The sequence below is a fragment of the Rhizobium sp. USDA 4016 genome (assembly GCF_056279705.1).
This window is the reverse complement of record NZ_JBWCCY010000004.1, coordinates 3,090,808-3,115,315: the sequence shown is the minus strand read 5'-3', so window position 1 is coordinate 3,115,315 and position 24,508 is coordinate 3,090,808. Positions and strand designations below refer to the sequence as shown.

Genomic DNA, 24,508 nt, shown 5'->3' with positions numbered 1-24,508 from the left:
CCGTTCCTCTCGTGGAAGGTCCGACGGTTTTTCCTGAAGATCGCCCGAAAATCCCTTGCCATCGCGACATGCCTTTGCAATGTCACGCCTGACTGAAAGCAAATCGGGAAATCGGATGGCCAAGCGGATTAGAAGTTTTGCGGAGATCACCAGCCAGTATGATGCGGTGTTCTGCGATGTCTGGGGCGTGCTGCACAATGGCGTCGATCCCTTCCCGACGGCCGCTGCCGCTCTGGAAGCCGCGCGCGGCGAGGGGCTTGCCGTCATCCTCATCACCAATTCGCCGCGCATCGCGCCTCAGGTGGTCGCCCAGCTTCGCCAGATCGGCATCCAGGACGGCGCCTATGACCGGATCGTCACCTCCGGCGACGTCACCCGCGGCCTGATCGCCGAAGGCCCGAAGAAGGTGTTCCTGCTTGGCCCGGATCGCGATCTGGCCATCATCGAAGGTCTCGGCGTCGAGCGCGTCGATGCGAAGGACGCTCAATCCGTGGTCTGCACCGGTTTCTTCGACGACGAGACGGAAAAGCCGGAAGACTACACGGATATGCTCAAGGATTTTCAGGCACGCAACGTGCCGATGGTCTGCGCCAATCCGGACCTCGTCGTTGAACGTGGTCACCGCATCATCCCCTGCGCCGGCGCCATGGCTGCCTATTACCACCAGTTGGGCGGCGAGATCCGCATCGCCGGAAAGCCGCACGCGCCGATCTACGACGCCGTGCTGAAAACCGCGCACGAACTCCACGGCGATTTCCCGAAAAGCCGCATTCTTGCCATCGGCGACGGCATGCCGACGGATGTGCACGGCGCTCTCGATTACGGCCTCGATCTCCTCTATATCAGCGGCGGTATCCACGCGAAGGAATACACACTGAACGGCGAGACCGACGAGGCGATCCTGCATGCCTATCTCGAACACGAGAAGGCCGCGCCCAAGTGGTGGATGCCGCGCCTCGCATAAGAAGAAGCCCGCCGATGACCGTTTTTCACCGCAATGAAACCCGCGAACCCTTGCCTGCCCACCTGAAGGGCGGGGTGATTGCCATCGGCAATTTCGACGGCGTTCATCGCGGCCATCAATCGGTGCTGAACCGCGCGCTGGAAATCTCGAACGAGCGGGACATCCCGGCGCTGGTGCTGACTTTTGAGCCGCATCCCCGCACGGTCTTCAGGCCGGAAACACCGGTCTTCCGCATCACGCCCGCACCCCTGAAGGCCCGCATCCTGGAAGCGATCGGCTTCAACGCCGTTATCGAATATCCCTTCGACCGCGAATTCTCGCAGCGCTCGCCGGACGACTTCATCCACGGCATCTTGAAGGACTGGCTGGGCGCCTCCGAAGTCGTCACCGGCTTCGACTTCCATTTCGGCAAGAATCGCGAGGGCGGCCCGGCCTTCCTTATGGATGCCGGCCATAAATACGGTTTCGGCGTCACGCTGATCGACGCCTTTCGCGACGAGAATGCCGAGGTCGTCTCATCGAGCCGCATCCGCGAGTTGTTGAAGGAAGGCGATGTCAGCGAGGCCGCCGCGCTGCTCGGCTACCGCTACACAGTCGAGGCTGAGGTGATCGGCGGCGAAAAGCTTGGCCGCGAGCTCGGTTTTCCAACCGCAAACATGCAGCTTCCGCCGGAGGCCGAACTTGCAGCCGGCATCTACGCCGTCCGCTTCCGCCGGGACGACGGCAAGCTCTACGATGCAGTTGCGAGCTACGGCCGCCGCCCGACGGTGATCGAAAACGGTGCGCCGCTGCTGGAGACCTATCTCTTCGATTTCAGCGGCGACCTCTACGGCCGGACCTGTTCCGTCTCCTTCTTCGGCCACCTGCGGCCCGAACTGAAGTTCGACGGCCTGGAACCGCTCGTCGAGCAGATCAAGCGTGACGAGCAGGAGGCGAAGGCGCTGCTTGCGGGTGTCCGGCCGCTCGGCGAACTCGACCTTAAGCTTTGTTTCGTCTGACGCCGCGATGCCGGTGGGCACGGCCTCAAATCCCTCTTCCTTTTTCCGGCAAAAACGCCTATGAACCGCCGCTATGAATAAAGTCCGGCTGTCGAGTGCGATGCGAATTATCGGCCCGGCCTTCCGCGCGCGCTGAGCCGCCGGAAGGTCCGGGTTTTTGGCGCTTGGGCAAACGAGCGCTTCCGTCATCAGACATTTTTGAAGCCGTCGCGCCTTGAAGGCGCCCAGAAACGATTGCTGAAACATGACCGACACAGCCGAAAAGATCGACTACTCGAAGACCCTCTACCTGCCCGAAACCGACTTCCCGATGCGCGCCGGCCTGCCGCAGAAGGAGCCGGAAATCGTTGCACGCTGGCAGCAGATGGGCCTCTACAGGAAGCTGCGCGCATCCGCTGCCGGACGCGAGAAGTTCGTCCTCCATGACGGCCCGCCCTATGCGAACGGCAACATCCATATCGGCCACGCGCTGAACAAGATCCTCAAGGACGTCATCAACCGCTCGTTCCAGATGCGCGGCTTTGACGCCAACTACGTTCCCGGCTGGGACTGCCACGGCCTTCCGATCGAATGGAAGATCGAGGAGAAATACCGCGAGAAGGGCAAGAACAAGGACGAAGTTCCGATCAACGAATTCCGCAAGGAATGCCGCGACTTCGCCGCCGGCTGGATCAAGGTTCAGTCCGAGGAGTTCAAGCGCCTCGGCATCGAGGGCGACTTCGATAATCCCTATACGACGATGCACTTCCACGCCGAATCGCGCATTGCCGGCGAGCTTTTGAAGATCGCAAGAAGCGGCCAGCTCTACCGCGGCTCCAAGCCGGTCATGTGGTCGGTCGTCGAGCGCACTGCGCTGGCGGAAGCCGAAGTCGAATACGCCGATGTCGAAAGCGACATGATCTGGGTGAAGTTCCCCGTCGCGGAAGGCCCCGCCGCTCTGGCCGGCGCCTTCGTGGTCATCTGGACGACGACCCCCTGGACGATCCCGGGCAACCGCGCGGTCGCGTTCTCGTCGCGCTACCCCTATGGCCTCTACGAAGTTGCGACCGCCGAGAACGACTTCGGCCCGCAGCCGGGCGAGAAGCTGATCTTTGCCAGGCGCTTGGCTGAGGAGTCCGCTGCCAAGGCGAAAGTGACCTTCAATTTCGTTCGCGATATTAAAGCGGATGAACTTGCCGCCGTCACCTGCGCGCACCCGCTGCACGGCCTGGGCGGCGGCTATGATTTCCAAGTGCCGCTGCTTGATGGCGAGCATGTGACCGATGACGCCGGTACCGGTTTCGTCCATACCGCCCCCAGCCACGGTCGCGAGGACTTCGATGCCTGGATGGACAATATGCGGGAGCTCGAAGCGCGCGGCATCTCGTCCACGATCCCGTTCCCGGTCGACGATGCCGGCTTCTTCACCATCGACGCGCCCGGCTTCGGCCCGGATGCGGAAGGCGGCGCGGCGCGCGTTATCGATGACAGCGGCAAGAAGGGTGATGCCAATGAGCGCGTCATCAAAGCGTTGATCGCCCGCCACGCGCTCTTCGCACGCGGCCGCCTGAAGCACTCTTATCCGCATTCCTGGCGCTCGAAGAAGCCGGTCATCTTCCGCAACACGCCGCAGTGGTTCGTCCATATGGACAAGGAGCTCGGCGACGGAACGACGCTGCGCTCCCGAGCGCTGAACGCGATCGACGAGACCCGCTTCGTACCGGCTGTCGGCCAGAATCGCCTGCGCGCCATGATCGAACAGCGCCCGGACTGGGTGCTTTCGCGCCAGCGCGCCTGGGGCGTGCCGATCTGCGTCTTCGTCGACGAGCAAGGCCAGATCCTGCAGGACGACGAGGTCAATGCCCGCATCCTCGAAGCCTTCGAAAAGGAAGGCGCCGACGCCTGGTTCGCCGAAGGTGCGCGTGAGCGTTTCCTCGGCAAGAAGGCGAACGAGCCGTGGAAGCAGGTCATGGATATCCTCGACGTCTGGTTCGACTCGGGCTCCACGCACACCTTTACGCTGGAAGACCGCCCGGACCTTAAGTGGCCGGCCGATCTCTATCTCGAAGGCTCGGACCAGCATCGCGGCTGGTTTCATTCCTCGCTGCTTGAATCGGCCGCTACCCGCGGCCGCGCGCCCTACAACGCCGTCCTCACCCATGGCTTCACCATGGACGAGAAGGGCGAGAAGATGTCGAAGTCCAAGGGCAACGTCACTGCGCCGCAGGAAGTTATGAAGGATGCCGGTGCGGATATCCTCCGCCTCTGGGTCATGACCTCCGACTACGCGGACGACCTTCGCGTCGGCAAGACGATCATCCAGACGAATGTCGATGCCTACCGAAAGCTCCGCAACACGATCCGCTGGATGCTTGGCACACTCGCCCACGACAAGGGCGAAGTGATCGCGCTCGCCGATCTGCCGGAACTGGAGCAGCTGATGCTCCACCGCCTGGCCGAGCTCGACGAGCTCGTGCGCGAGAACTATGATGCCTTCGACTTCAAGAAGATCGCCCGCGCGCTGATCGACTTTGCCAATGTCGAGCTCTCGGCCTTTTATTTCGACATCCGCAAGGACACGCTCTACTGCGATGCGCCGTCGAGCCAGCGGCGCCGTGCGGCTCTCCATGTCATCCGCAATATCTTCGATAGCATGGTGACCTGGATGGCGCCGATGCTGCCCTTCACGATGGAAGAGGCGTGGCTGTCGCGCGATCCGTCGGCGGTCTCGGTTCATCTCGAGCAGTTCCCGGCGATCCCGCCTGAATGGAAGAACGAGGCGCTGGCCGGCAAGTGGAAGAAGGTCCGTGTGATCCGTTCGGTCGTCACCGGCGCTCTGGAGATCGAGCGAAAGGACAAGCGGATCGGCTCGTCGCTGGAAGCAGCGCCCGTCGTGCATGTCACGGACAGCGTGCTTCGCGCTGCTCTTGATGGGCTGGATTTCTCGGAAATCTGCATCACCTCGGATATTGCCGTCGACGGCGCCGAGGGGCCGGCCGAGGCCTTCCGGCTGCCGGAAGTTCCCGGAGTCAGCGTCGAGCCAGCACTTGCCGAGGGCACCAAATGCGCCCGCTCCTGGCGTATCACCAAGGATGTCGGCTCCGATCCGCAGTATCCGGATGTATCAGCGCGCGATGCCGCTGCATTGCGTGAACTCGGATTGTAAGACTGAAGAAAATTGCCGGATGAATTGCTCTTTTGCAGTTCATCCGGTAAAAGCTGCCTGAAAATGGCCGGATTTTTACGTCAGGGGGACGATCATCCGGTAGGGCGATGATTGCACCGGCATGGCTGGAAGGGTTTTCATGTTAGCGACGCGTTGGTTCCGTGCAGGCGCTTGCCTGGCTGTTGTTGTGGCGGCGGGCTCGATGGCTTCCGGCTGCAGCCCGACCTACGGTACAGGCACGACGGCGATGGAGCAGCTTGGCGACGATATCGGCCAGTCCGTGTCTCTGGCTCCCCGCGAGCCGAAGAACAAGGGCGTCAAGTACACGCCGCGCCCGACGCTCGTCTTGCCTGCCCAGGCTTCCAGGGAAGCGCTGGTCGAGCCGCAGCAGACGATCGCCAGCAAGGAAAATCCGCAGTGGGTCGAATCGCCGGAAGAAACCCGTGCACGCCTCGTCAAGGAAGCCGACGATAACGAAGACAAGTATACCTATGTCTCGCCGCTCGCCAAGAACGGCGTCGAAGGCGGTCGCCAGACGACCGAAGCGCAGACCAAGGCCTACCGCGAAGCCCGTGCCCTGCAGAAGGGGGCCTATCTCGATCAGCGCCGCTACATTTCCGATCCGCCGTCGACCTATCGCCAGGTCGACGATCCCGCCAAGCTGGAAGACCTTGGCGAACCCGAGCTCAAGAAGGCAAAGCAGCGCAAGAAGGATGCCGCAGTTGCCGGCACCGGCAAGAAGTGGTGGAACTTCCTTCAGTAAGTTCAGGCCATCTCAGGCTTGCCGCGCCGCAAACCAGCCGCGAACGAGCGCGATGTGCACAATCGGACACCCGAAAAGAATGCAGCCGGTGAAAGCGATATCGTTTCCGCCGGCCATGCCGCTTACGATCAGCAGCATGAATATGGCGACGGCAAGTGCCGGCACGAAGCCGAAGGCCATGAGCCGGCGCGCCGACCAGTTCACCTTGCCCCGCAAGACCATTGCATCGGGATTTTCTCTGCACCCGGCGCGACCGCCCTGTAAGCCGAGGCGGCGACCGCGACTATGGCGGCGAGAACAAGAATGCTGGGGGTCATGGAAGCTCTCTCTTTTCGGCAAAGAACGTCCTGAGAATGTCCGCTGATTCCGTTTCGTTCAAGCCGGAATAGACCTCCGGCGCGTGATGGCAGGTCGGCTGGGCGTAAAACCGCACACCATTGTCGACTGCCCCGCCTTTGGGATCTTCCGCGCCGTAATAGAGCCTGCGGATGCGCGCGAACGAGATGGCCGCGGCACACATGGTGCAGGGTTCCAGCGACACGTAGAGGTCGGCGCCAAGCAGACGCTCCTGCCCCAGGACTTCGCAAGCCATGCGGATCGCAGCCACTTCGGCATGGGCCGTGACGTCGTTGAGCTCCCGCGTCCGGTTGCCGGCGCGCGCGACGACGGCGCCATCGAGCACCACCACGGCGCCGATCGGCACTTCGCCGCGCTCGCCCGCTGCTCGCGCTTCGTCAAGGGCCATCTCCATAAACCGATTTGTCTTCACGATCCGGCAATTTCCCACTTAACCGCAAGGGCGCGACCTGATAGACAGGCCCCAAAAGGCAGGCAAACAACAAATGACATTCAAAGACAAGCCAAAACGGCCGGGCGGCAAGCCCTCCGCGCACGATGCGCGGCCGAAAACCGAAGGCAAACCGGCAAGGAACTCGGCGGCCCCCAAGGCTGCAGCCGCCGAGACCGAAGGCGAAACCAAGGCGGAACGCATCTCCAAGGTCATGGCGCGCGCAGGCGTTGCCTCGCGCCGCGACATCGAGCGCATGATCATGGAAGGCCGCGTCACGCTGAACGGCAAGACGCTCGATACGCCGGTGGTCAATGTGACGCTTACCGACAAGATCGAGGTCGACGGTGTGCCGATCCGCGGCATCGAGCGCACGCGCCTGTGGCTCTATCACAAGCCGGCCGGTCTGGTGACCACCAATTCCGACCCGGAAGGCCGCTCGACGGTTTTCGACAACCTGCCAGAAGAGCTGCCGCGTGTCATGTCGATCGGCCGGCTCGACATCAATACCGAAGGTTTGCTGCTGCTGACCAATGACGGCGGTCTTGCCCGCGCGCTCGAACTGCCGACCACCGGCTGGCTCCGCCGCTACCGCGTGCGCGCCCATGGCGAGATCGATCAGGAAGCGCTCGACAAGCTGAAGGACGGCATTGCCGTCGACGGCGTGCTCTACGGCTCCATCGAAGCGACGCTTGACCGCACCCAGGGTTCCAACGTCTGGATCACCATGGGTCTTCGCGAAGGCAAGAACCGTGAAATCAAGAATGTGCTCGGCGCGCTCGGCCTCGACGTCAACCGTCTCATCCGCGTTTCCTACGGTCCGTTCCAACTCGGCGATCTGCCAGAAGGCCACGTGGTTGAAGTGCGCGGACGCACGCTGCGCGATCAGCTTGGACCGCGCCTGATCGAGGACGCCAAGGCGAACTTCGATGCCCCGATCTACAACGCGCCTGCCCTTGCTGCCGAGGACGAGGTGGAAACGAAGCCGGAGAAGCGCGAGCGCTCCTGGAAGCCTGAGGACAAGCGCGAGCGTGCTTTGAGCCGTCTCGACACCAAGCGTGACGATCGCCGTGATGACCGCCGGGATGGCAGGCGCGAAGGCGACCGCGATGTTGGCCGCAGGGAAGACGACCGGCCTAAGCGCCCGGCGCTTGGCAGCCGCAGAAACGCCAACGTCTGGATGGCGCCCGGCGCCCGTCCGCTCGGCGAAAAGGCTGCCGCCAAGGCTGCGAAGAATGCCCAGACCGCCCGCAAGCGTGGCGAGAAGCCGGGCAGCAGTAAGCCGCAGCCCTCCAACTACGGCGACGACCGGCCACGCGTGCAGATCAACCGCGCCCGCGACGAAGAAGGCGAGTGGATCCGCTCCAGCGAAGTTTCGCCGAAGTCCAAGGATGACGGCGAGGGTTTTGGCCGCAAGCGCTCGTTCGGCGATCGTCCTGCACGTCCGGATCGCCGTCCTGCCGATCGTCCGGCTCGTGGCGAGCGCCCGTCCGGCGACCGCCCTCCGCGCGGGGATCGGCCCTTCGGCGACAAGCCCCGTGGCGATCGCAGACCACGTGCTGAGGGTGACGAACGTCCCCGTTCTTTCGGTGATCGTCCCGCGCGTGGTGACCGCCCGTCAGGTGACCGTCCTCCGCGTGGGGATCGGCCCTTTAGCGACAAGCCCCGTAGCGACCGCAGACCACGCGAAGAAGGTGACGAGCGTCCCCATTCCTTCGGCGATCGTCCGCGCACTGCCCGCAGCGCTCCCGGCGAGGGCCGCTCCGAACGTCCGCGCGGCGAAAGGCCGTTTGGCGATAAACCTGCGGGCGACAAGCCCCGTGGCAAGAGCTTCGGCAAGCCGGGCGGCGGCTCCAAGAATTTCTCAAGCAAGCCTAAGGGCGATCGGCCGGGCGGTGGTGGCAAGCCTTCGGGCGCGCCGTCGCGCGGTGGACCGAAAGGAAAGGGAATGACGCGCGGTGCGGATCGTCGGCGGTGAGTTTCGCGGACGGCCGCTCGCCGTACCGAAGTCGAACGACATCCGGCCGACTGCCGACCGGACGCGTGAGAGCCTGTTCAATATCCTGAGCCACGCCTATTCGGAATGCATCGACGGCACCCGGATTCTCGATCTTTTTGCCGGCACCGGCGCCGTCGGACTTGAAGCCATCTCGCGCGGCTGCCGTCATGCGCTCTTTGTCGAAAACAGCGTCGAGGGCAGGGGGCTTCTCTGGGAGAATATCGATGCGCTCGGCCTCCACGGCCGCACCCGCATTCTGCGGCGTGACGCCACGGACCTGGGTTCCGTCGGCAATCTCGAGCCCTTCAGCATGCTTTTCGCCGATCCACCCTATGGCAAGGGTCTGGGTGAAAAGGCGATGGCAGCTGCCGCCAAGGGCGGCTGGCTCGTGCCGGGCGCGATTGCCGTTCTCGAAGAGCGATCGGATGTTGCCGTTTCAGTTGATCCTTCCTATCTCTTCCTCGAAGATCGCATCTTTGGCGATACAAGGGTTCATTTCTTCCGCTACCAGCCTGAATAAGGGCGGCGGGTTATCCGGAGTTGGGTTGTGCGGCAGGCGGCGGTTATTGCGAATAACGAAATGCCTGTTGCGAGCCGCATGCCGACGGTGGCCATCGCCTTCGGCGGCGGCGGTGCCCGTGGGCTCGCCCATATCCACGTGATCGAAGCCCTGGACGAGCTCGGCATCCGGCCCGTTGCGATTTCCGGCGCGTCGATCGGCGCCATCATGGGCGCGGGCATGGCGGCCGGCATGAGTGGCGAGGCGATCCGCGAGCACGCGCTGATGACGGTCGGTAACAAGACGGCTGTCGTCAGCCGCATCTGGGGTCTGCGGCCGCAGACGGTCCGGGACGCCGTCGCAAAGGGCATCCGTATCGGCCAGTTCAATCTCGAGCGTATCCTCAAGGCTTTCCTGCCGGCCGGCCTGCCCGATCGCTTCGAAGATCTGCCTATTCCGATGAACGTCATCACGACCGATTACTACGGTCAGAGCGAAGTCATCATTGGCGAAGGAGCGCTGTTTCCGGCGCTTGCCGCATCGTCTTCCATCCCTGCCGTCTTCATGCCCGTTCGCCTCCACGGCCGGGTGATGATCGATGGCGGCATCAGCAATCCGGTCCCATACGAGTGCCTGATGGATATTGCCGACATCGTCATCGGTGTCGATGTCGTCGGTGCGCCGGAAGGCGACGGCACACATATTCCGAACCGCATGGAAAGCATTTTCGGTTCCGGCCAACTGATGATGCAGACGGCAATCACGCTGAAACTCAAGCTCCAGCCGCCGCATATCTTCCTGCGCCCGGCCGTCGGCCGCACTGGCGTGATGGATTTTCTCAAGGCGCGCGAGGTACTGGCGATGTCTGCGGGCGTCAAGGATGAACTGAAGCGCGCACTCGATCAGGAATTTGAAGCCCGCCTCAGAGCTTAGGCATCCGCTCTCACGTCAGCCGTTCCCGCTAGCGGATCTTCGTCGAAATCCATCGTTCGCTTCGGCCTCACCAGCGGTTCTGGCCGGACCGGCTGGGAAAAGAGCATGTCGCGGCCCGCCTGCAGCCCGCCGGTTACCTGAAGCACCAGCCGCTCCTCGTCGCGCTTGCGGATATCCTCGCCGATCTCCAAGGCGTCCTGATCGTCGACCCCGAGTGCCTCAAGCGTGCGGCGGCCAAACAGCAGGCCGGATTCCAGCGTTTCGCGCAGTTCGTAGTCGACATTGCGATTCCTGAGGGCGATCGAATGGACACGGTCGTAGGAGCGTACGAAGAGTTTCGCGTGCGGATATTCGGCCTGCACCAGATCCACCACCTTGTCGGTGATTTCCCGCTTCTGCGTGCAGACGACGACGATCTTCGCCTTGTCGATGCCGGCCGAGCGCAGCACGTCCTTGCGCGTTCCGTCGCCGAAATAGATACGGAAGCCGAAGGAGGACGCCTGGCGGATACGGTCCGCGGAGAAATCGATGACCGTCACGTCGCGCCCGCCCGCGAGCAGGATCTGCGCGGCGATCTGGCCGAAACGCGAGAAGCCGACCATCAGCACATCGGCGCCCGCACCCTCGAAGTCCTCATCGAGCTCCTCCTGATCCTCGCCTTTCAGCATACGTTTCGAAAGTGCTGCCCCGAGCGGAGTCAGCGCCATCGACAGTGTAACGATGGCGACCAGAAGCGATGCCGTGCTGAAGGGCATCAGTCCCGCCGCACCGGCGGTCGTAAACAGCACGAAGCCGAACTCGCCGCCCTGCGGCAGCAGGAAAGCGATGCGGATGGCGTCGTCGTGCGAAGAACCGCTCACCCGGCAGAGGCCGTAGATGATCACAGCTTTGACGGCCATCACGATCGGCACCGCGGCGACGATGAAGAGCGCGTTGTCGATCAGCACATCCAGTTCCAGCGACAGGCCGACCGCCATGAAGAAGATCGCGAGAAGCACGCCGCGGAAAGGTTCGATATCCGCCTCAAGCTCATGCCGGTAGGAGGATTCGGCGAGCATGACGCCGGACAGGAACGCGCCCATCGCCATGGAAAGCCCGGCAAACTGCATCAGGCTCGCCGATCCCATGACCACGAAAAGCGCCGCGACGATCATCGCCTCGCGTGCTCCGGTCCTTGCAATGACCTGGAAGAGCGGCGTCAGCAGATAGCGCCCCATGACGATCATCGCGCCGACGGCACCGACCGCGATCGCAAAGTCCAGAAGCGGCGCATTGCTGCCGGTTCCACCGTCGAGAATGGTGATCAGCGCCAAGAGCGGCACGATTGCCAGGTCCTGGAAAAGCAGCATCGAAAAGGAGCGCTGCCCGTATTTGGAGTTCACCTCGCCAGCATCATCGAGGATCTGCATCGCAAAGGCAGTGGAAGAAAGCGCCAGCCCAAAGCCCGCAACGACGCTTCCCCGCCAGTCGAGCACGCCGGAGAAATAGGCAAGCCCCGTCAGCGCCAGTCCCGTCAGCATCACCTGCGCGGTGCCGAGCCCGAAGATGTCGCGTCGCATCTGCCAGAGTCGCGAGGGCTTGAGCTCGAGGCCGATGATGAAGAGCAGGAAGACGACGCCGAGCTCGGCAACGCCCAAAATCTGCTCGCCGTCCGTGATGCCATGAAAAATCGGACCGATAACGACGCCCGCGGCAAGATAGCCGAGCACCGTGCCGAGCCCGAGCTTCTTGAAGATCGGGGCGGCGACGACCGCGCCGCCGAGCAGCAGGATCGTTTCGGAAAAGAGGGCATTGGGGGCGGACATGTCGCGGAGTTTCTTTCAATGGCGGGAAGCGCGCAAGCCGCGCGAAAAAGAATCGGCGGCCGCGGCCTTGATGCTTTCGGAAGTGCACAATAAATGGAAGCCCAAGGAAAGGCCAAATCATGTCCTCAGAAATAGATTCCTCGACACTTCTTTCCCGTGCAAGCCAGTTGATCGATCTTGCCAGGAAGGCCGGCGCCGATGCCGCCGATGCGGTTGTCGTGCGCTCGCGCTCGCAATCCGTCGGCATCCGCCTCGGCAAGGTCGAAGGCACGGAATCGTCTGAGAGCGACGATTTCTCCCTGCGCGTCTTCGTTGGCCGGAAGGTCGCGAGCGTTTCCGCCAATCCCGGCTTCGACCTGAAGGCGCTCGCCGAACGCGCTGTCGCGATGGCAAAAGTCTCGCCTGAAGATCCCTTCGCGTGCCTTGCCGACGAGCAGAGGCTTGCGAAGTCCTATGCCGATCTTGAGCTTTTCGACCCGACGGAAGTTTCCGCCGACATGCTGCGCGAGGCAGCGCTTGCGACTGAGGCCGCGGCACTTGAGGTCAAGGGCGTCACCAACTCGTCCGGGGGCGGAGCCTCCGCTGGTTTCGGGGGGCTGGTTCTCGTCACCTCGCACGGCTTCCAAGGCAGCTATATGGGCTCGCGCTTCGGCCGTTCCGTCAGCGTCATTGCCGGCGAAGGCACCGGCATGGAGCGCGACTACGATTACGACAGCCGCCTTTATTACGCCGAACTCGACGATGCCGCCGAAATCGGCCGCCGCGCCGGCGAGCGTGCCGTCAAGCGCCTCAATCCGCGTCAGGTCGATACCGGCAAGGGCGTCACCGTCGTCTTCGATCCGCGCATCGCCCGCGGTTTCGTCGGCCACATCGCTGGCGCCATCAATGGCGCGTCGGTCGCGCGCAAATCCAGCTTCCTGCGCGACAAGATGGGCCAGCAGGTGTTGAAATCCGGCCTTTCGATCACCGACGATCCGCTGATCGTGCGCGGCCCGTCCTCGCGTCCTTTCGATGGCGAAGGCATTTCCGGCGAGCGGCTGGTGATGATCGAGGACGGCGTCCTGAAGCATTGGTTCCTTTCGACTGCGACGGCGCGTGAAATCGGCATGGAAACCAATGGCCGCGGCGTGCGCAGCGGCAATTCGGTGACGCCCGCTTCGACGAACCTCGCGCTGGAACCGGGTGATATCTCGCCGGAAGAGTTGATCCGGAGCGTCGGGAACGGCTTCTACGTGACTGAGCTTATCGGCCAGGGTGTCAACATGCTCACAGGCGAATATAGCCGCGGCGCGACCGGCTTCTGGATCGACAACGGCGAACTGACATTCCCTGTCTCCGAAGTGACGATCGCCTCGAACCTCAAGGAGATGTTCATGCGTGTGACGCCCGCAAACGACATCGATCGCAAGTATGGCGTAGCGGCCCCCACGCTGGCGATCGAGGGAATGACGCTTGCGGGACGCTAGAGCGTCCTGACCTTGTTGGAATTGGATTGATGCAATGTGTGACGTTCGAACGGCCCGCTGGCAAAGCGATCTCGAATTGATCGCCGATGCCGCAAAGCAGGCGGGTGATGTTGCTCTCGGTTTCTTCAATCAGGCGCCGGAGGTCTGGTGGAAGAATGGAGGCCGCTCGCCCGTCAGCGCTGCCGATTTCGCCGCCAACGAAAAGCTGGAATCCATCCTGCGCCTCGCCAGGCCGGATTACGGCTGGCTTTCCGAAGAGACCGAGGACAGCGTCGCCCGTCTGTCGGCCGAGACGCTTTTCGTCATCGATCCGATCGACGGCACGCGCGCCTTCCTCGGCGGCTTGGATCTCTGGTGCGTCAGCGTCGCCGTCGTCCATCGCGGCAGGCCGGTTGCCGGAGTGCTCTACGCTCCCGCCCTCGACGAGCTTTTCGAGGCGGTCGAAGGCGGTGCCGCGATGAAGAATGGCGAGCCCATTGCCGTATCGGCCAATGGACCGGATACCGTCAGTCGTTTTGCGATCGGCGAAGACATCCTCAAGGCGTTCCCCGATCCCTTCCGGCGGAAGATCGAAAGGGTGAAGCATGTGCCCTCGCTCGCCTATCGCATCGCGATGGTCGCGGACGGCCGTCTTGAAGGTACCTTCGTCAAGCGCAATTCGCATGACTGGGATCTTGCGGCAGCCGATCTCATCCTCGAACGCGCCGGCGGCCGGCTGACCGATCTCGATGGACGCTCGGTCCTCTACAACCGTTCTGAGGTTAGTCATGCCGAGCTTTGCGGCGCTGCCGGCCCTCGCGTTGCGGAGTTTCTCGAAGGGCTTGCTGACATACGAAGCAGTTGACGTTTGCGTCAAAATCCCGCAGATGAGAGCGCGGAGGAGACCAGAAGAGAAAGAGAAGAAAATGACGGAATCTGGCGGCAAAAAGCAGCTCTTGCATCTCGTATTTGGCGGAGAACTGGAAAGCCTGACCGATGTTCAGTTCCGGGATCTGAATGATCTCGATATTGTCGGTATTTTCCCGGATTACGCCTCGGCGCTAGGGGCCTGGAAGGCCAAGGCGCAGTCGACCGTGGACAACGCACATATGCGTTACTTCATCGTCCATATGCATCGCTTGCTCGATCCGCAGGACAAGGCTAGAAATAACTAATTTTTCAGCATTTTACGCGCCGGATGCCGCCTCATTCGGCAGGGCCGTCTTTGCGCATCGTTAGATACGCGCCACAGGCGATTGACGCATTCTGAACAAATTACTCGGGCATTCCGGCCGCAACAATAATTGGGGAATGGGTTTGATGTCGATCATCGCTGATCGGAGGCATTTTAGATGAGTTCGCCAAGAGCGCGGTTCGCGCTGGGCGTCTATCGGACTGCAGGGGTCATCGCCTCTCCGATCGTCGGCGCCTATCTCGCCTACCGGACCGCCAAGGGCAAGGAAGAGCGTGCGCGCCGCACGGAGCGCTTTGGTTATGCCAGCGCAAACCGGCCGCAGGGTCCGCTTGTCTGGTTCCATGCTGCGAGTGTCGGTGAGACCAACGCCGTCATTCCGCTTATCCGCGAAATCCGCCGCCGCGACATTCATGTGATCCTGACGACGGGCACGATCACCTCGGCAAGGCTCGCCGCCGAGCGCATCGGCAATGAGGCGATCCATCAATATGTACCGCTCGACCTGAAGCCCGCCGTCAGCCGCTTCCTCGAATACTGGCAGCCCGATTGCGCCATCATTGCAGAGTCGGAAATCTGGCCGGCGACCGTCATGGAACTCGGCCGCCGCCGCATTCCGCAGATCCTCGTCAATGCGCGCATGTCGGATCGCTCCTTCGCGCGCTGGCAGCGTCGAACGGCCATTGCCGAGGCGCTGTTCGAGAACCTCGCGCTTGTGATCGCGCAGACAGATATCGATGCCGAGCGTTTTCGCGATCTCGGGGCAAGGCACGTGACGACCTCCGGCAATCTCAAGGTCGATACGGACGCACCCCCTTACGACGCATCCGTACTCGCCCGCTATAAGAAGCAGATCGGCGATCGCAAGACATGGGCTGCGATCTCCACTTTCGACGGCGAGGAAAATGCCGCGGCGGTCGTTCATCGCACGCTGAAGGAGCGCAACGGCCAGCTGACGATCATCGTGCCGCGCCATCCCGAGCGCTCCGACGAGATCGAAGAAATGCTCGTCAAGCAGGGGCTCAAGGTTGCCCGCCGCACGCGCGACGACCTACTCTCGCCGGATGTCGATATCTTCCTCGGCGATACGATCGGCGAAATGGGTCTTTACCTGCGGATGACGGAAGTCGCCTTCGTCGGCCGTTCGCTCTTTGCCGAAGGCGGGCAAAATCCGCTCGAACCCGCCATGCTGGGCTGCGCTGTGCTTTCCGGCAGCAATGTCCAGAACTTCCGCGACGCCTATCAGAAGCTTGCCCGCCGCGGCAGCGCCCGCATGGTGCGCGATACCGAGATGCTGGCCAAGGGGGTGCATTATCTGCTCATCAACGGCGAGGCGCGGCGTAGTATGATCGAGGCCGGCGTCATGGCTGTGCAGGAAATGCGCGGCGCGCTGACGGCGACGGTGAAGTCTCTTGAGCCTTACATCAATCCGCTGACGGTGAAGGCAAGACTGCTGCCGAGGTCGGTGGCAGAGGGCTGATGGAAAAGATGACGGCTGCGCAAATCAAGGGCATCCTCTTCGACAAGGACGGCACCCTGCTCGATTATGATGAGAGCTGGCTGCCGGTGAACCGTGAATTGGCGCGCATCGCCTCGCAAGACGATCCGGCGCTAGCCGACCATCTGTTGCTGGCGACCGGGATGGACCCGGTGACCGGCCATATCGTGCCCGACAGTCTGCTGGCTGCCGGCAATACCCGGCAGATCGCCGAGGGGCTGGTCGCGGCGGGTTCCAGGGTCGATGTCATGGAACTGACGATCAAGCTCGACGCTCTCTTTTCCCATGCCGCCGACTTTTCCGTACCGGTCACCGATCTTGCCGCCTTCTTCGGCCGCCTGCACCGCCGCGGCTTCAAGCTCGGCATCGCGTCCAGCGACAACGAGCGCTCCATCCGCCAGACAGCGCAGCGCTTCGGTTTCGCTGAGTTCGTGAACTACATCGCCGGTTATGACAGCGGCTTCGGCATCAAGCCGGACGCTGGAATGGTCCTCGGCTTCTGCAAGGCGACCGGGCTGGAGCCGGCGCAAGTGGCGGTCGTCGGCGACAACAATCACGACCTGCACATGGGCCACAATGCCGAGGCCGGCCTCAAGATCGCCGTGCTGACGGGCACCGGCTCGCGGGAATCGTTGGCTGCCGCATCCGACTATTGCCTCAACGATATCACCGAACTCGAAAGCCTGTTGCCGAACCTGCAATTGGCATGATTGCCCACTACGCGCGGCCAATCATTCCTGCCGCGACGGCACTCCCTTACTCTTCCTAATCTCTGTGCGCGTCCAGCCGCGCCATGGACATGGCGCGGAAGGCTCTTTTCCGATGTCGTTGTTTCATTTACGGCGCAGACGACCGTGGCTTGATTCCTGTGACAAGCACGGGAATGAGGACGGTCGGGAGCAAAAGCTTGCTTTTTCTGCAATTTTGCCCTTTCTTTCCCGCCAGTCGAGGGGTAGCCGGTGGCCCGCAAGGCCGGAGGAGCATAGGGCGGCAGTTATGGTATCCGAAGCGCCGCCGTTTTGGTGGACGAAAGCTGATTGGCGGGCATGGGCGCTCTCGCCCTTTTCCTTCCTCTATGGACGGATCGCCGGCTATCGCATGACGCATGCGCGCCGCGCTTCCGTTCTCGTTCCCGTCATCTGCATCGGCAATTTCACCGTGGGCGGCGCCGGCAAGACGCCGACAGCGCTGACGATCGCTCGGACCGCCAAGGCCAAGGGACTGCGGCCCGGCTTCCTGAGCCGTGGCTATGGCGGTTCCCTGGACGTCACCGTGGTTGTCGATCCCGCTCATCATCGCGCCGTTGCCGTTGGCGACGAGCCGCTGCTGCTTGCCCGCGAGGCGATGACCGTCGTTTCCCGCCGCCGCGTCGAAGGCGCCGAGCGACTTGTCAGGGAAGGGGCCGACCTCATCATCATGGATGATGGTTTCCAGAGCGCGCGGCTGGCGATCGACTATGCGCTGCTCGTCATCGACACGACGCGCGGCCTGGGCAATGGGCATACGGTGCCGGGCGGTCCCGTGCGCGCGCCGATCTCCGTGCAGATGCGCTATGCCAGCGCGCTCCTGAAAGTGGGAAAGGGCAATGCCGCCGATGCGATCGTCCGCATGGCTGCCCGCGCCGCGAAACCCTATTTCACCGCATCGCTGAAGGTTTGCGGAGAAAACGACCTCGCCGGCCGGAAGGTGCTGGCATTTGCAGGCATTGCCGATTCGGGCAAGTTCTTCCGGACGGTGGAATCACTCGGCGCCGAAATCGCGATCGGCAGATCCTTCGGCGACCACGAACACCTGAGCGACGATGAGATGGCTGACCTGCTGTCGACTGCCGAACGCGACGACCTGCTGATCGTCACGACCTCGAAGGATTTCGTGCGGCTTGCCGGCCACCATGGCAAAGCGGAGGAACTCGCCGCCAAATGCCGGGTCATCGAAGTCGAAATGGCGTTCGAAGACCCGCAGGCACCCGGCCTCATCATCGATCGTGCCGTGGAGGCCTGCCGGGAGCGGCGGCTGAGAAAAAGCCGGAAGTCCGGGTGAGTTTGCGGGCGCGACATCGCGTGGAATCCGTCAACGATCACCGCGTCCGCCAGACGCCCTCGAAGCCGTAGCGTGCTGCCCGTGCCGCGATGCGTCGTTTCCCGCGTCTCGCGGCAGCGGGCGCTCTTTCACGAGCGTTTCCTGGATCAGCGCTTCTGGTTCGGCAGAACGCCGGCGCGCTTGTCGGCTTCGAGCGAAGAAACGACGTCGGCATAGGGTTCCTGGCGGGCAACGCTCCAGTAGCGTAGCTCGTCGAGCGGGATATGCTTGCCGGTCATGGCGCAGATGACATAGGAACCCGGCGACAGGATCTGGAAATCTGCATCGAGATAGCGGATCTTCGCCTCGCGGTTTCCGTTTCCTTCAAACAAGTTCATCCTGCTCCGTTCCCTGTTGCCTTCAACTGCCAATATCGCGGCGAAGGCATTATTGCCAGCGCTTTCAGCTGCGTCCGAACAGCCGCTCGATATCCGACAGCTTCAGTTCGATATAGGTCGGCCGCCCGTGATTGCACTGGCCGGAGCCCGGCGTCATTTCCATCTGCCGAAGAAGCGCATTCATTTCCTCCGGCCGGAGCCTGCGGCCGGAGCGCACCGAGCCGTGGCAGGCCATGGTCGCGGCGACATATTCGAGCTTGGCCGAAAGGCCGGAGGACGTATCCCATTCGGCAATCTCGTCGGCAAGCTGGCGGATGAGGCCCTGCGCATCGACCTCGCCGAGCATGGCCGGCGTTTCGCGTACGGCAATCGCCCCCGGCCCGAAGCGCTCGATTGCAAGCCCAAGTCCTTTGAGGCCTTCGGCATGCACCATCAGCCGGTCGCAATCCTCTTCCGGCAGGTCGACGATTTCCGGGATCAGCAGCACCTGTGATGGCAGCTGTTTCGATTGCAGCGCCTTTCGCATTGCCTCGAAGACCAGCCGCTCATGTGCGGCGTGCTGGTCGACGATGACAAGCCCGTCATCCGTCTGCGCGACGATGTAGTTCTCGTGGATCTGCGCGCGCGCAGCGCCGAGCGGGTAACGCGGCGGCGGTTCTTCGGCTGGTCCGGGCTGCTGCCATGCCTGCGCCTGCGGTTCGGCGCGCGCAGCCGGCATGCTCAGTCCGTCGAAGGACGCCTGTGGCCTTGCGCCAAAGCCGCCGTTTGCCGTCTGAAACGGACGCGATGGGGACGTCCCGGCCGACCATGCGGCTTGCGCTGGCCGCTGGTAGCCAGGCTGGAAACCCGACCTGAAGGAGCGCAGCATACCGTCCGCGCCAGTCGTTGCCGCCCGGCTTCCGTCACGCGCCAGCGCCTCGCGCACCGCGCCGACGATCAACCCGCGCACGAGGCCCGGATCGCGGAAGCGCACGTCCGACTTGGCCGGATGCACGTTGACATCCACCAGCGCCGGATCGAGCGACAGCGACAAGACAGCCACCGGATAGCGTCCGGCCGGGATCGTCTCGGCATAGGCGCCGCGGATCGCCGAAAGGATCAGTTTGTCCTGGACCGGCCGGCCGTTGACGAAGGCATATTGATGGGCGGAGTTGCCGCGGTTGAAGGTCGGTACGCCGGCAAAGCCGGTGAGAGCGATGCCTTCGCGCTCGGCGTCGAGTTCGATCGCGTTATCGCGGAATTCCTTCCCGAGCACCTGCGCCATGCGCGCCAGATGATCCTCTCCGGTTGCCGGAAATTCGAGCGTGCTGCGATCGGTGCCGGACAGGACGAAGCGCACGCCGGGAAAGGCGATCGCCATGCGCTTGACGACTTCCGTGATGGCCGCCGCTTCCGCCTTCTCTGTCTTCAGGAACTTCAATCGCGCAGGTGTTGCGAAAAAGAGATCGCGCACTTCGACGATCGTGCCCGGATTGGAGGCCGAGGGCCTCAGATGCAGGACCTTGCCGCCCGCGACGGCAATCTCGGTGCCGCCCGCACTATCCTTGCGGCGGCTGGAAATACTGAGCTTCGCCACGGAACCGATCGAAGGCAGCGCTTCGCCACGAAAGCCGAGCGTGCGGATGTCGTCAAGCGTCGTGGAAATCTTCGAGGTACAATGCCGCTTCACGGCAAGTTCGAGATCGGCTGCATCCATGCCGGAGCCGTTGTCGCTGATCCGCAGTAAGCCTTTGCCGCCGCCGGACGTGGCGATCTCGATACGGGTGGCGCCGGCATCCAGTGCATTTTCGATCAGCTCCTTCGCCGCGCTCGCCGGGCGTTCGATGACTTCGCCGGCAGCGATCTGGTTGATGAGCGTTTCGGAGAGTTGTCTGATGGCCATGCGCCATTTTCGTGGATTCGCGGGTCCGAGGGAAGGGCGAAAACGCTGCGCCCGTGGACCATGTGTTTTCCCCGTGAATTGGGGTGCTTAACGTTAAGCCGCCGTTAGGAGAAAGCTGGCATTTTGATCGCACACAACCAGACAGTGCTATGAAATCGGACAGATGTGGGACGTGAAGGAATGAGTGCCGGCTTCGAAAAGGCGGACGCATCATCCGTGAGCGATGAGATGCCGGCCGAAATCGACCTGCAGGCTGCGCTCTTCGATGCCTTTTCGGACGGCCTCTCGGCCGCCCTCATCATCTACGACAAGAACGATCAGATGATCTTCGCGAGCCGCCAGGTGCTCGATTTCTTCCCGATTTCGTCCGTGATGCTGAAGCCTGGAACCCGGCTTCGCGATTTTCTCGGCGCCGTCTACGACACCGGCGTGCGTCAGCAATATGCGGCCAGGCAGGCGGGCATACCGCTCGGTCGCGAGGATTGGCTGTCCCAGAAGATTGCCTCGCATTGGCGCGAGCGCTTCGAAATCGTCGAGCGCCATGGCAGCGACCGCTGGATCCGTCTGGTCAAGCGTCGTCTGCCGAGCGGCTATTGCGTATCGATCATTTCCAATATTTCCGAGGAGAAGAAGCGTGAGGAGCAGTGGCGCGCCGATCTCGAACGTGTGCAGCTGACCGAGGATATACTCGACAATCTGCCGTTCCCGCTCTTCGTCAAGGATCGCAACCTCACCTACGTCGCCGTCAACATCGCCTTCTGCGAGAAGTACCAGACGACTGTCGAGGAGGTGCTCGGCCGCAAGAGCGGGGATCTCTTCTCTCCCGAAGTCGCCAAGCGCTTCGAGGAGAGCGACCGACATGTTCTGGAAACCGGCGAGATGTCCGTCGTGCGGCAGCGGCAGGTCGCCCGCGACGGTTCGGAGCGCGACATCGTCAGCCGCAAGCATCGCATCGGCAAGCCGGGACGCTACTTTATCGTATCCACGATGCAGGATCTGCCGCGCGACGGCGCCGATCTCGACGAGTTCGACCAGGCAACGTCCGTCACCACCTCCAGCAGTCAATCCTATCGCCGCGCCTATGTGCCGCTGAATGGCGATCACGAGCGCCGGCCGCCGGCCGCGATGGAAACGATCGTTCCGGAGAATTTCTCCGGCCGCAAGATCCTCGTCGTCACCGGCGACCTCGCTGCTGAAACCGCTGCCCTCCGCACGCTTGCGAAATACGGTTTCGAGGCCTGCTCCGTTCGCGGCGAAGACGAGGAAGAGCGCTTCCTTGAGATCGCAACCTCGTCCGGCATCGCGCTGGATCTTCTGATCGTCGACAATCAGATGGGCATGCGCTGCCTGGAACTTGCCGGACAATACGGCATCCCGGCGCTGGTCATGGATGGTTTCCAGCTTGCCAACGAGCTCACCTTCCAGATCGCCCGCCACTTCAACCGCAACAACCGCACCGCGCCGGAAGGCGAGGCCGACTGGGAAATCAATACGTCTTCCGAGATGGATTTCCTGGAGGTGCTCGTGGCGGAAGACAACGACATCAACCAGATTGTCTTTTCCCAGATACTGGAAGGACTGGGTTACCGCTACCTGATCGCAGCCAGCGGCGACGAAGCAGTGCGCCTCTGGGCGGAATACAGGCCGCAAATCGTGCTGATGGACATTTCACTGCCGGGATTGAACGGTTTCGAGGCGGCGCGCATGATCCGCCAGATGGAAGACAACCACCCGCATAAGACGCCGATCGTCGGCGTCCTGACGCAGGCATTCGAGCGGGACCGCGCCGAATGCGCGAAGGCCGGCATGGATGACGTCATCATGAAGCCCGTCAGTCCGGACATACTGGAAACGCTGTTCCAGAAGCATCTCGCTGCCGAGCCGCTGCGGGCGCACGTCTGAGCGCCGTCAACTCCTCAAATCTGGGGCATCATCTGAGCCGCTATCGGTTTGTTAAGACTTGCCCGCCATTCTTCCGGGAGGGAGTGACGAAATCTCAGGTTGAATAATGAAGCCGGCGGACATACCCTTCTTGCCTGTGAGCCAGAATGAGCTTCAGGCCATGGCTTACACCGATCCGCTGACCGGGCTCGGCAACCGCCATCGCATGCGCGACAGGGTCAGTCAGATTTCCACGGAACGCGCAAGCGATCCGGCTCCCTTCACCATCGGCATCGCCAACCTCGATTCCTTCAAGCCGATCAACGATCTTTTCGGCTCTGCAGCCGGTGACGAAATTCTATGCCAGGTCGCCCACCGCCTGAAGGCATGTATACCGGATGGCGCGCTGGTCACCCGCCACGACGGCGACGAATTCGCTTTCGTGCTGCCGCTGATCTTCGAGCGCGCAAGCGCTGAAAAGTTCGGCCAGATGATCCGCGAGGTGCTGTCGGCGCCCTATGATCTCGGCGACCGCAACGTGCGGCTTTCCGCCTCCTTCGGCTTTGCCATCTATCCTTTCGCCGGTGCGGAGTTCGATGAGCTTTTGAAAAGCGCCGAAACCGCTCTCTATCGCTCGAAGCGCCGCGGCCGCAGCCAGATCACCGTCTATTCGCGCGAGATCGCGCAGGAGATGAAGCGCGCAACACAGCTCGAGCAGGCGCTTCGAAATGCCATCATCTCAGACGCCATCGACGTGCATTTCCAGCCGATCGTCTCTCTGTCGAACAATCAGGTAGTCGGCTTCGAGGCCCTGGCGCGCTGGAACGATGCGGACCTCGGCTTTGTTTCGCCGGGCGTTTTCGTGCCGCTCGCCGAAGAGCGCGGCTTCATCGACGCGCTGTCGGAAACCTTGCTTCGAAAGGCTGCCGAAGCGGCACTCTCCTGGCCGCGCGAACTATTCCTGTCGTTCAACCTGTCCTCCGCCCAGCTCATGGATCCAGGCACAAGCAGCAACGTGCTCTCCATCCTCGGTCGCGTCGGCTTAGACCCGCACCGTTTGGAGTTGGAAATCACCGAAACGGCGGTCATGAGTTCCACCGATACCGCCCACCGCATCCTTTCCGATCTTCGGCAGGCAGGCGTGCGCATCTCGCTCGACGATTTCGGCACCGGTCAATCGAGCCTCGGGCGCCTTCGCGACTTCATCTTCGACAAGGTGAAGATCGACCGCGCCTTCGTCTCGCGCATCAATTCAGACCGCGCCTCCGAGCATATCATCAAGGCGATCCTGACGATGTGCGAAGGCCTCGATCTCGAAGTGGTTGCCGAGGGCATCGAAGATTATTCGGAGGCCGTGAAGCTGCGGTCGCTTGGCTGCGGCATGGGGCAGGGCTACCATTTCGGCAAGCCCGCCGATGGCATCGCCACATTGCGCTTCCTCCACGAAAACTATTACGACTCGGCCGCTATCGATCGCGTGTCGGCCTGATGCCTGCGCAAGCCGCATCAAAGGCTGTTTTCGCGCCGCCGTCAGACGTCGCAATCTGTCCCGCCTTGCGCCATGATCTTTTTGCTCAAGCACCTCACGTTGACGTCCGTGCGGCAATCTAGGCCCTGCGCTTTTGATCTCTTCTGTAGAAAACGGCGGCGCCCATTGGGCACCGCCGCCTACACTATACGCTCCGCGCGGGATTATTTATTGGTCGAACCCGTAGCTGTCGGGTCTGACGGCATCGTGCCCGAAGGCGCCGGAGCCTTTTCAGCGGCCAGAGCCTGCAGGGTCTTGAATTCCGGAGCGGCCTTCAGAGAATCTGCCGTTTCCGAGGTCGTCAGCTTCAGGCTGCCGTCCTGCGTGTTCTGGGCAGCGGTGATCTTGTCCATCGGCACTGCAACGTTCTTTTCACCGATACCAATGAAGCCGCCAACACCGATCACAGCAGCAACCAAGCCGCCGTCCTTCTTCATGATCAGGTCGTTGACCTCACCGATGCTTTCGTTCTCGCCGGTATAGACAGACTGGCCAATATAGGAATTGGCGCTGATCTGGTCTGCACCCTGTTCTGTCAGGTATCCGCCTGCCTCGGCCGTATCAGTCGACGGAGCCGGAGCCGGAGCCTGGGCGTCACCAGCCGGAGCGGTTGCATCCGGCATCTTTGGTGCTGCCGGGTCGGCCGGAGCCGTCTGGGTTGCATCAGGGGTGGCCGGCTGCGGTGCAGTCTGCGAGAACGCCGCCGGCGCGAAAGCCGTGGCAAACAAGGCGCCAGCGGCAACGGTCGTCAAAAGTTTGCGTGTCATTTCGA

21 protein-coding genes are annotated in these 24,508 nt (G+C 62.5%); 15 read left to right on the top strand and 6 right to left on the bottom strand.

Annotated features, from left to right (window positions below):
• The first annotated feature begins 115 nt into the window (after positions 1-115).
• The 4 genes from ACZ9DP_RS31090 (at position 116) to ACZ9DP_RS31075 (ending at position 5,870) form a co-directional block, all read left to right on the top strand.
• Positions 116-964, top strand: a complete 849-nt coding sequence (locus ACZ9DP_RS31090; protein WP_476204575.1) for a TIGR01459 family HAD-type hydrolase — start codon at positions 116-118, stop codon at positions 962-964.
• Positions 965-978: 14 nt separating this feature from the next.
• Positions 979-1,962, top strand: coding sequence for a bifunctional riboflavin kinase/FAD synthetase (locus tag ACZ9DP_RS31085; RefSeq protein WP_476204573.1), 984 nt, complete (start codon positions 979-981; stop codon positions 1,960-1,962).
• 244 nt (positions 1,963-2,206) lie between these two features.
• Positions 2,207-5,107 carry an isoleucine--tRNA ligase gene (gene ileS / locus ACZ9DP_RS31080; RefSeq protein WP_476204572.1) on the top strand — a complete coding sequence of 967 codons (2,901 nt, stop codon included), beginning with the start codon at positions 2,207-2,209 and terminating at the stop codon, positions 5,105-5,107.
• A 139-nt stretch (positions 5,108-5,246) separates the two neighbouring features.
• Positions 5,247-5,870, top strand: coding sequence for a hypothetical protein (locus ACZ9DP_RS31075; RefSeq protein WP_074066819.1), 624 nt, complete (start codon positions 5,247-5,249; stop codon positions 5,868-5,870).
• Positions 5,871-5,882: 12 nt separating this feature from the next.
• Here the strand turns inward: ACZ9DP_RS31075 and ACZ9DP_RS31070 are convergent, their stop codons facing one another.
• On the bottom strand, positions 5,883-6,092 hold the full coding sequence (locus tag ACZ9DP_RS31070) for a hypothetical protein (protein ID WP_476204570.1): 210 nt from the start codon (positions 6,090-6,092) through the stop codon (positions 5,883-5,885).
• A 91-nt stretch (positions 6,093-6,183) separates the two neighbouring features.
• The gene (locus tag ACZ9DP_RS31065) at positions 6,184-6,621 is read right to left on the bottom strand and encodes a nucleoside deaminase (RefSeq protein ID WP_476205507.1); all 438 of its coding nucleotides are present in this window, start codon (positions 6,619-6,621) and stop codon (positions 6,184-6,186) included.
• 91 nt (positions 6,622-6,712) lie between these two features.
• On the opposite strand from ACZ9DP_RS31065, the gene ACZ9DP_RS31060 reads away from it, so the two are divergent.
• Genes ACZ9DP_RS31060 through ACZ9DP_RS31050 form a run of 3 tightly spaced genes read left to right on the top strand, consistent with a single transcriptional unit; the run spans position 6,713 to position 10,088 of the window.
• Positions 6,713-8,635: a pseudouridine synthase gene (locus tag ACZ9DP_RS31060; RefSeq protein ID WP_476204568.1), complete on the top strand. Its 1,923-nt coding sequence runs from the start codon at positions 6,713-6,715 to the stop codon at positions 8,633-8,635.
• Positions 8,616-9,176 (top strand): 16S rRNA (guanine(966)-N(2))-methyltransferase RsmD, encoded by a 561-nt coding sequence (gene rsmD / locus ACZ9DP_RS31055; RefSeq protein WP_039844108.1) that lies wholly within the window; start codon positions 8,616-8,618, stop codon positions 9,174-9,176. The genes ACZ9DP_RS31060 and rsmD overlap by 20 nt, the downstream gene beginning before the upstream one ends.
• A 60-nt stretch (positions 9,177-9,236) precedes the next feature.
• Positions 9,237-10,088 carry a patatin-like phospholipase family protein gene (locus ACZ9DP_RS31050; protein ID WP_283070965.1) on the top strand — a complete coding sequence of 284 codons (852 nt, stop codon included), beginning with the start codon at positions 9,237-9,239 and terminating at the stop codon, positions 10,086-10,088.
• On the opposite strand, the gene ACZ9DP_RS31045 is transcribed toward ACZ9DP_RS31050, so the two are convergent.
• A complete protein-coding gene (locus ACZ9DP_RS31045) occupies positions 10,085-11,893 on the bottom strand; it encodes a monovalent cation:proton antiporter-2 (CPA2) family protein (RefSeq protein ID WP_074066822.1) in 1,809 nt (602 codons plus the stop codon). The genes ACZ9DP_RS31050 and ACZ9DP_RS31045 overlap by 4 nt on opposite strands.
• Before the next feature lie 119 nt (positions 11,894-12,012).
• On the opposite strand from ACZ9DP_RS31045, the gene ACZ9DP_RS31040 reads away from it, so the two are divergent.
• From ACZ9DP_RS31040 to lpxK, 6 genes are all read left to right on the top strand, one after another.
• The gene (locus ACZ9DP_RS31040) at positions 12,013-13,359 is read left to right on the top strand and encodes a TldD/PmbA family protein (protein ID WP_194729088.1); all 1,347 of its coding nucleotides are present in this window, start codon (positions 12,013-12,015) and stop codon (positions 13,357-13,359) included.
• 34 nt (positions 13,360-13,393) lie between these two features.
• Entirely contained in the window at positions 13,394-14,203 is an 810-nt protein-coding gene (locus ACZ9DP_RS31035; protein ID WP_476204566.1) for a 3'(2'),5'-bisphosphate nucleotidase CysQ, read from the top strand.
• A gap of 61 nt (positions 14,204-14,264) precedes the next feature.
• Entirely contained in the window at positions 14,265-14,513 is a 249-nt protein-coding gene (locus tag ACZ9DP_RS31030) for a DUF4170 domain-containing protein (RefSeq protein ID WP_476205506.1), read from the top strand.
• 177 nt (positions 14,514-14,690) lie between these two features.
• Positions 14,691-16,010 (top strand): lipid IV(A) 3-deoxy-D-manno-octulosonic acid transferase, encoded by a 1,320-nt coding sequence (gene waaA / locus ACZ9DP_RS31025; protein WP_194729090.1) that lies wholly within the window; start codon positions 14,691-14,693, stop codon positions 16,008-16,010.
• 8 nt (positions 16,011-16,018) lie between these two features.
• Entirely contained in the window at positions 16,019-16,738 is a 720-nt protein-coding gene (locus ACZ9DP_RS31020; RefSeq protein ID WP_194730087.1) for an HAD family hydrolase, read from the top strand.
• Between the two features lie 286 nt (positions 16,739-17,024).
• The gene (gene lpxK / locus ACZ9DP_RS31015) at positions 17,025-18,068 is read left to right on the top strand and encodes a tetraacyldisaccharide 4'-kinase (RefSeq protein ID WP_476204564.1); all 1,044 of its coding nucleotides are present in this window, start codon (positions 17,025-17,027) and stop codon (positions 18,066-18,068) included.
• 146 nt (positions 18,069-18,214) lie between these two features.
• On the opposite strand, the gene ACZ9DP_RS31010 is transcribed toward lpxK, so the two are convergent.
• Positions 18,215-18,445, bottom strand: a complete 231-nt coding sequence (locus tag ACZ9DP_RS31010; protein WP_022716573.1) for a DUF2093 domain-containing protein — start codon at positions 18,443-18,445, stop codon at positions 18,215-18,217.
• A 64-nt stretch (positions 18,446-18,509) separates the two neighbouring features.
• Positions 18,510-20,327, bottom strand: a complete 1,818-nt coding sequence (mutL, locus tag ACZ9DP_RS31005; protein WP_476204563.1) for a DNA mismatch repair endonuclease MutL — start codon at positions 20,325-20,327, stop codon at positions 18,510-18,512.
• Between the two features lie 180 nt (positions 20,328-20,507).
• On the opposite strand from mutL, the gene ACZ9DP_RS31000 reads away from it, so the two are divergent.
• Together ACZ9DP_RS31000 and ACZ9DP_RS30995 are read left to right on the top strand one after the other, a co-directional pair.
• A complete protein-coding gene (locus tag ACZ9DP_RS31000) occupies positions 20,508-22,229 on the top strand; it encodes a response regulator (RefSeq protein ID WP_476204562.1) in 1,722 nt (573 codons plus the stop codon).
• A gap of 103 nt (positions 22,230-22,332) precedes the next feature.
• Complete coding sequence (locus ACZ9DP_RS30995) at positions 22,333-23,697, top strand: putative bifunctional diguanylate cyclase/phosphodiesterase (protein WP_074066830.1); 1,365 nt, start codon at positions 22,333-22,335, stop codon at positions 23,695-23,697.
• A gap of 203 nt (positions 23,698-23,900) precedes the next feature.
• On the opposite strand, the gene ACZ9DP_RS30990 is transcribed toward ACZ9DP_RS30995, so the two are convergent.
• On the bottom strand, positions 23,901-24,503 hold the full coding sequence (locus tag ACZ9DP_RS30990) for a PRC-barrel domain-containing protein (protein WP_194729094.1): 603 nt from the start codon (positions 24,501-24,503) through the stop codon (positions 23,901-23,903).
• Positions 24,504-24,508 lie beyond the last annotated feature (5 nt).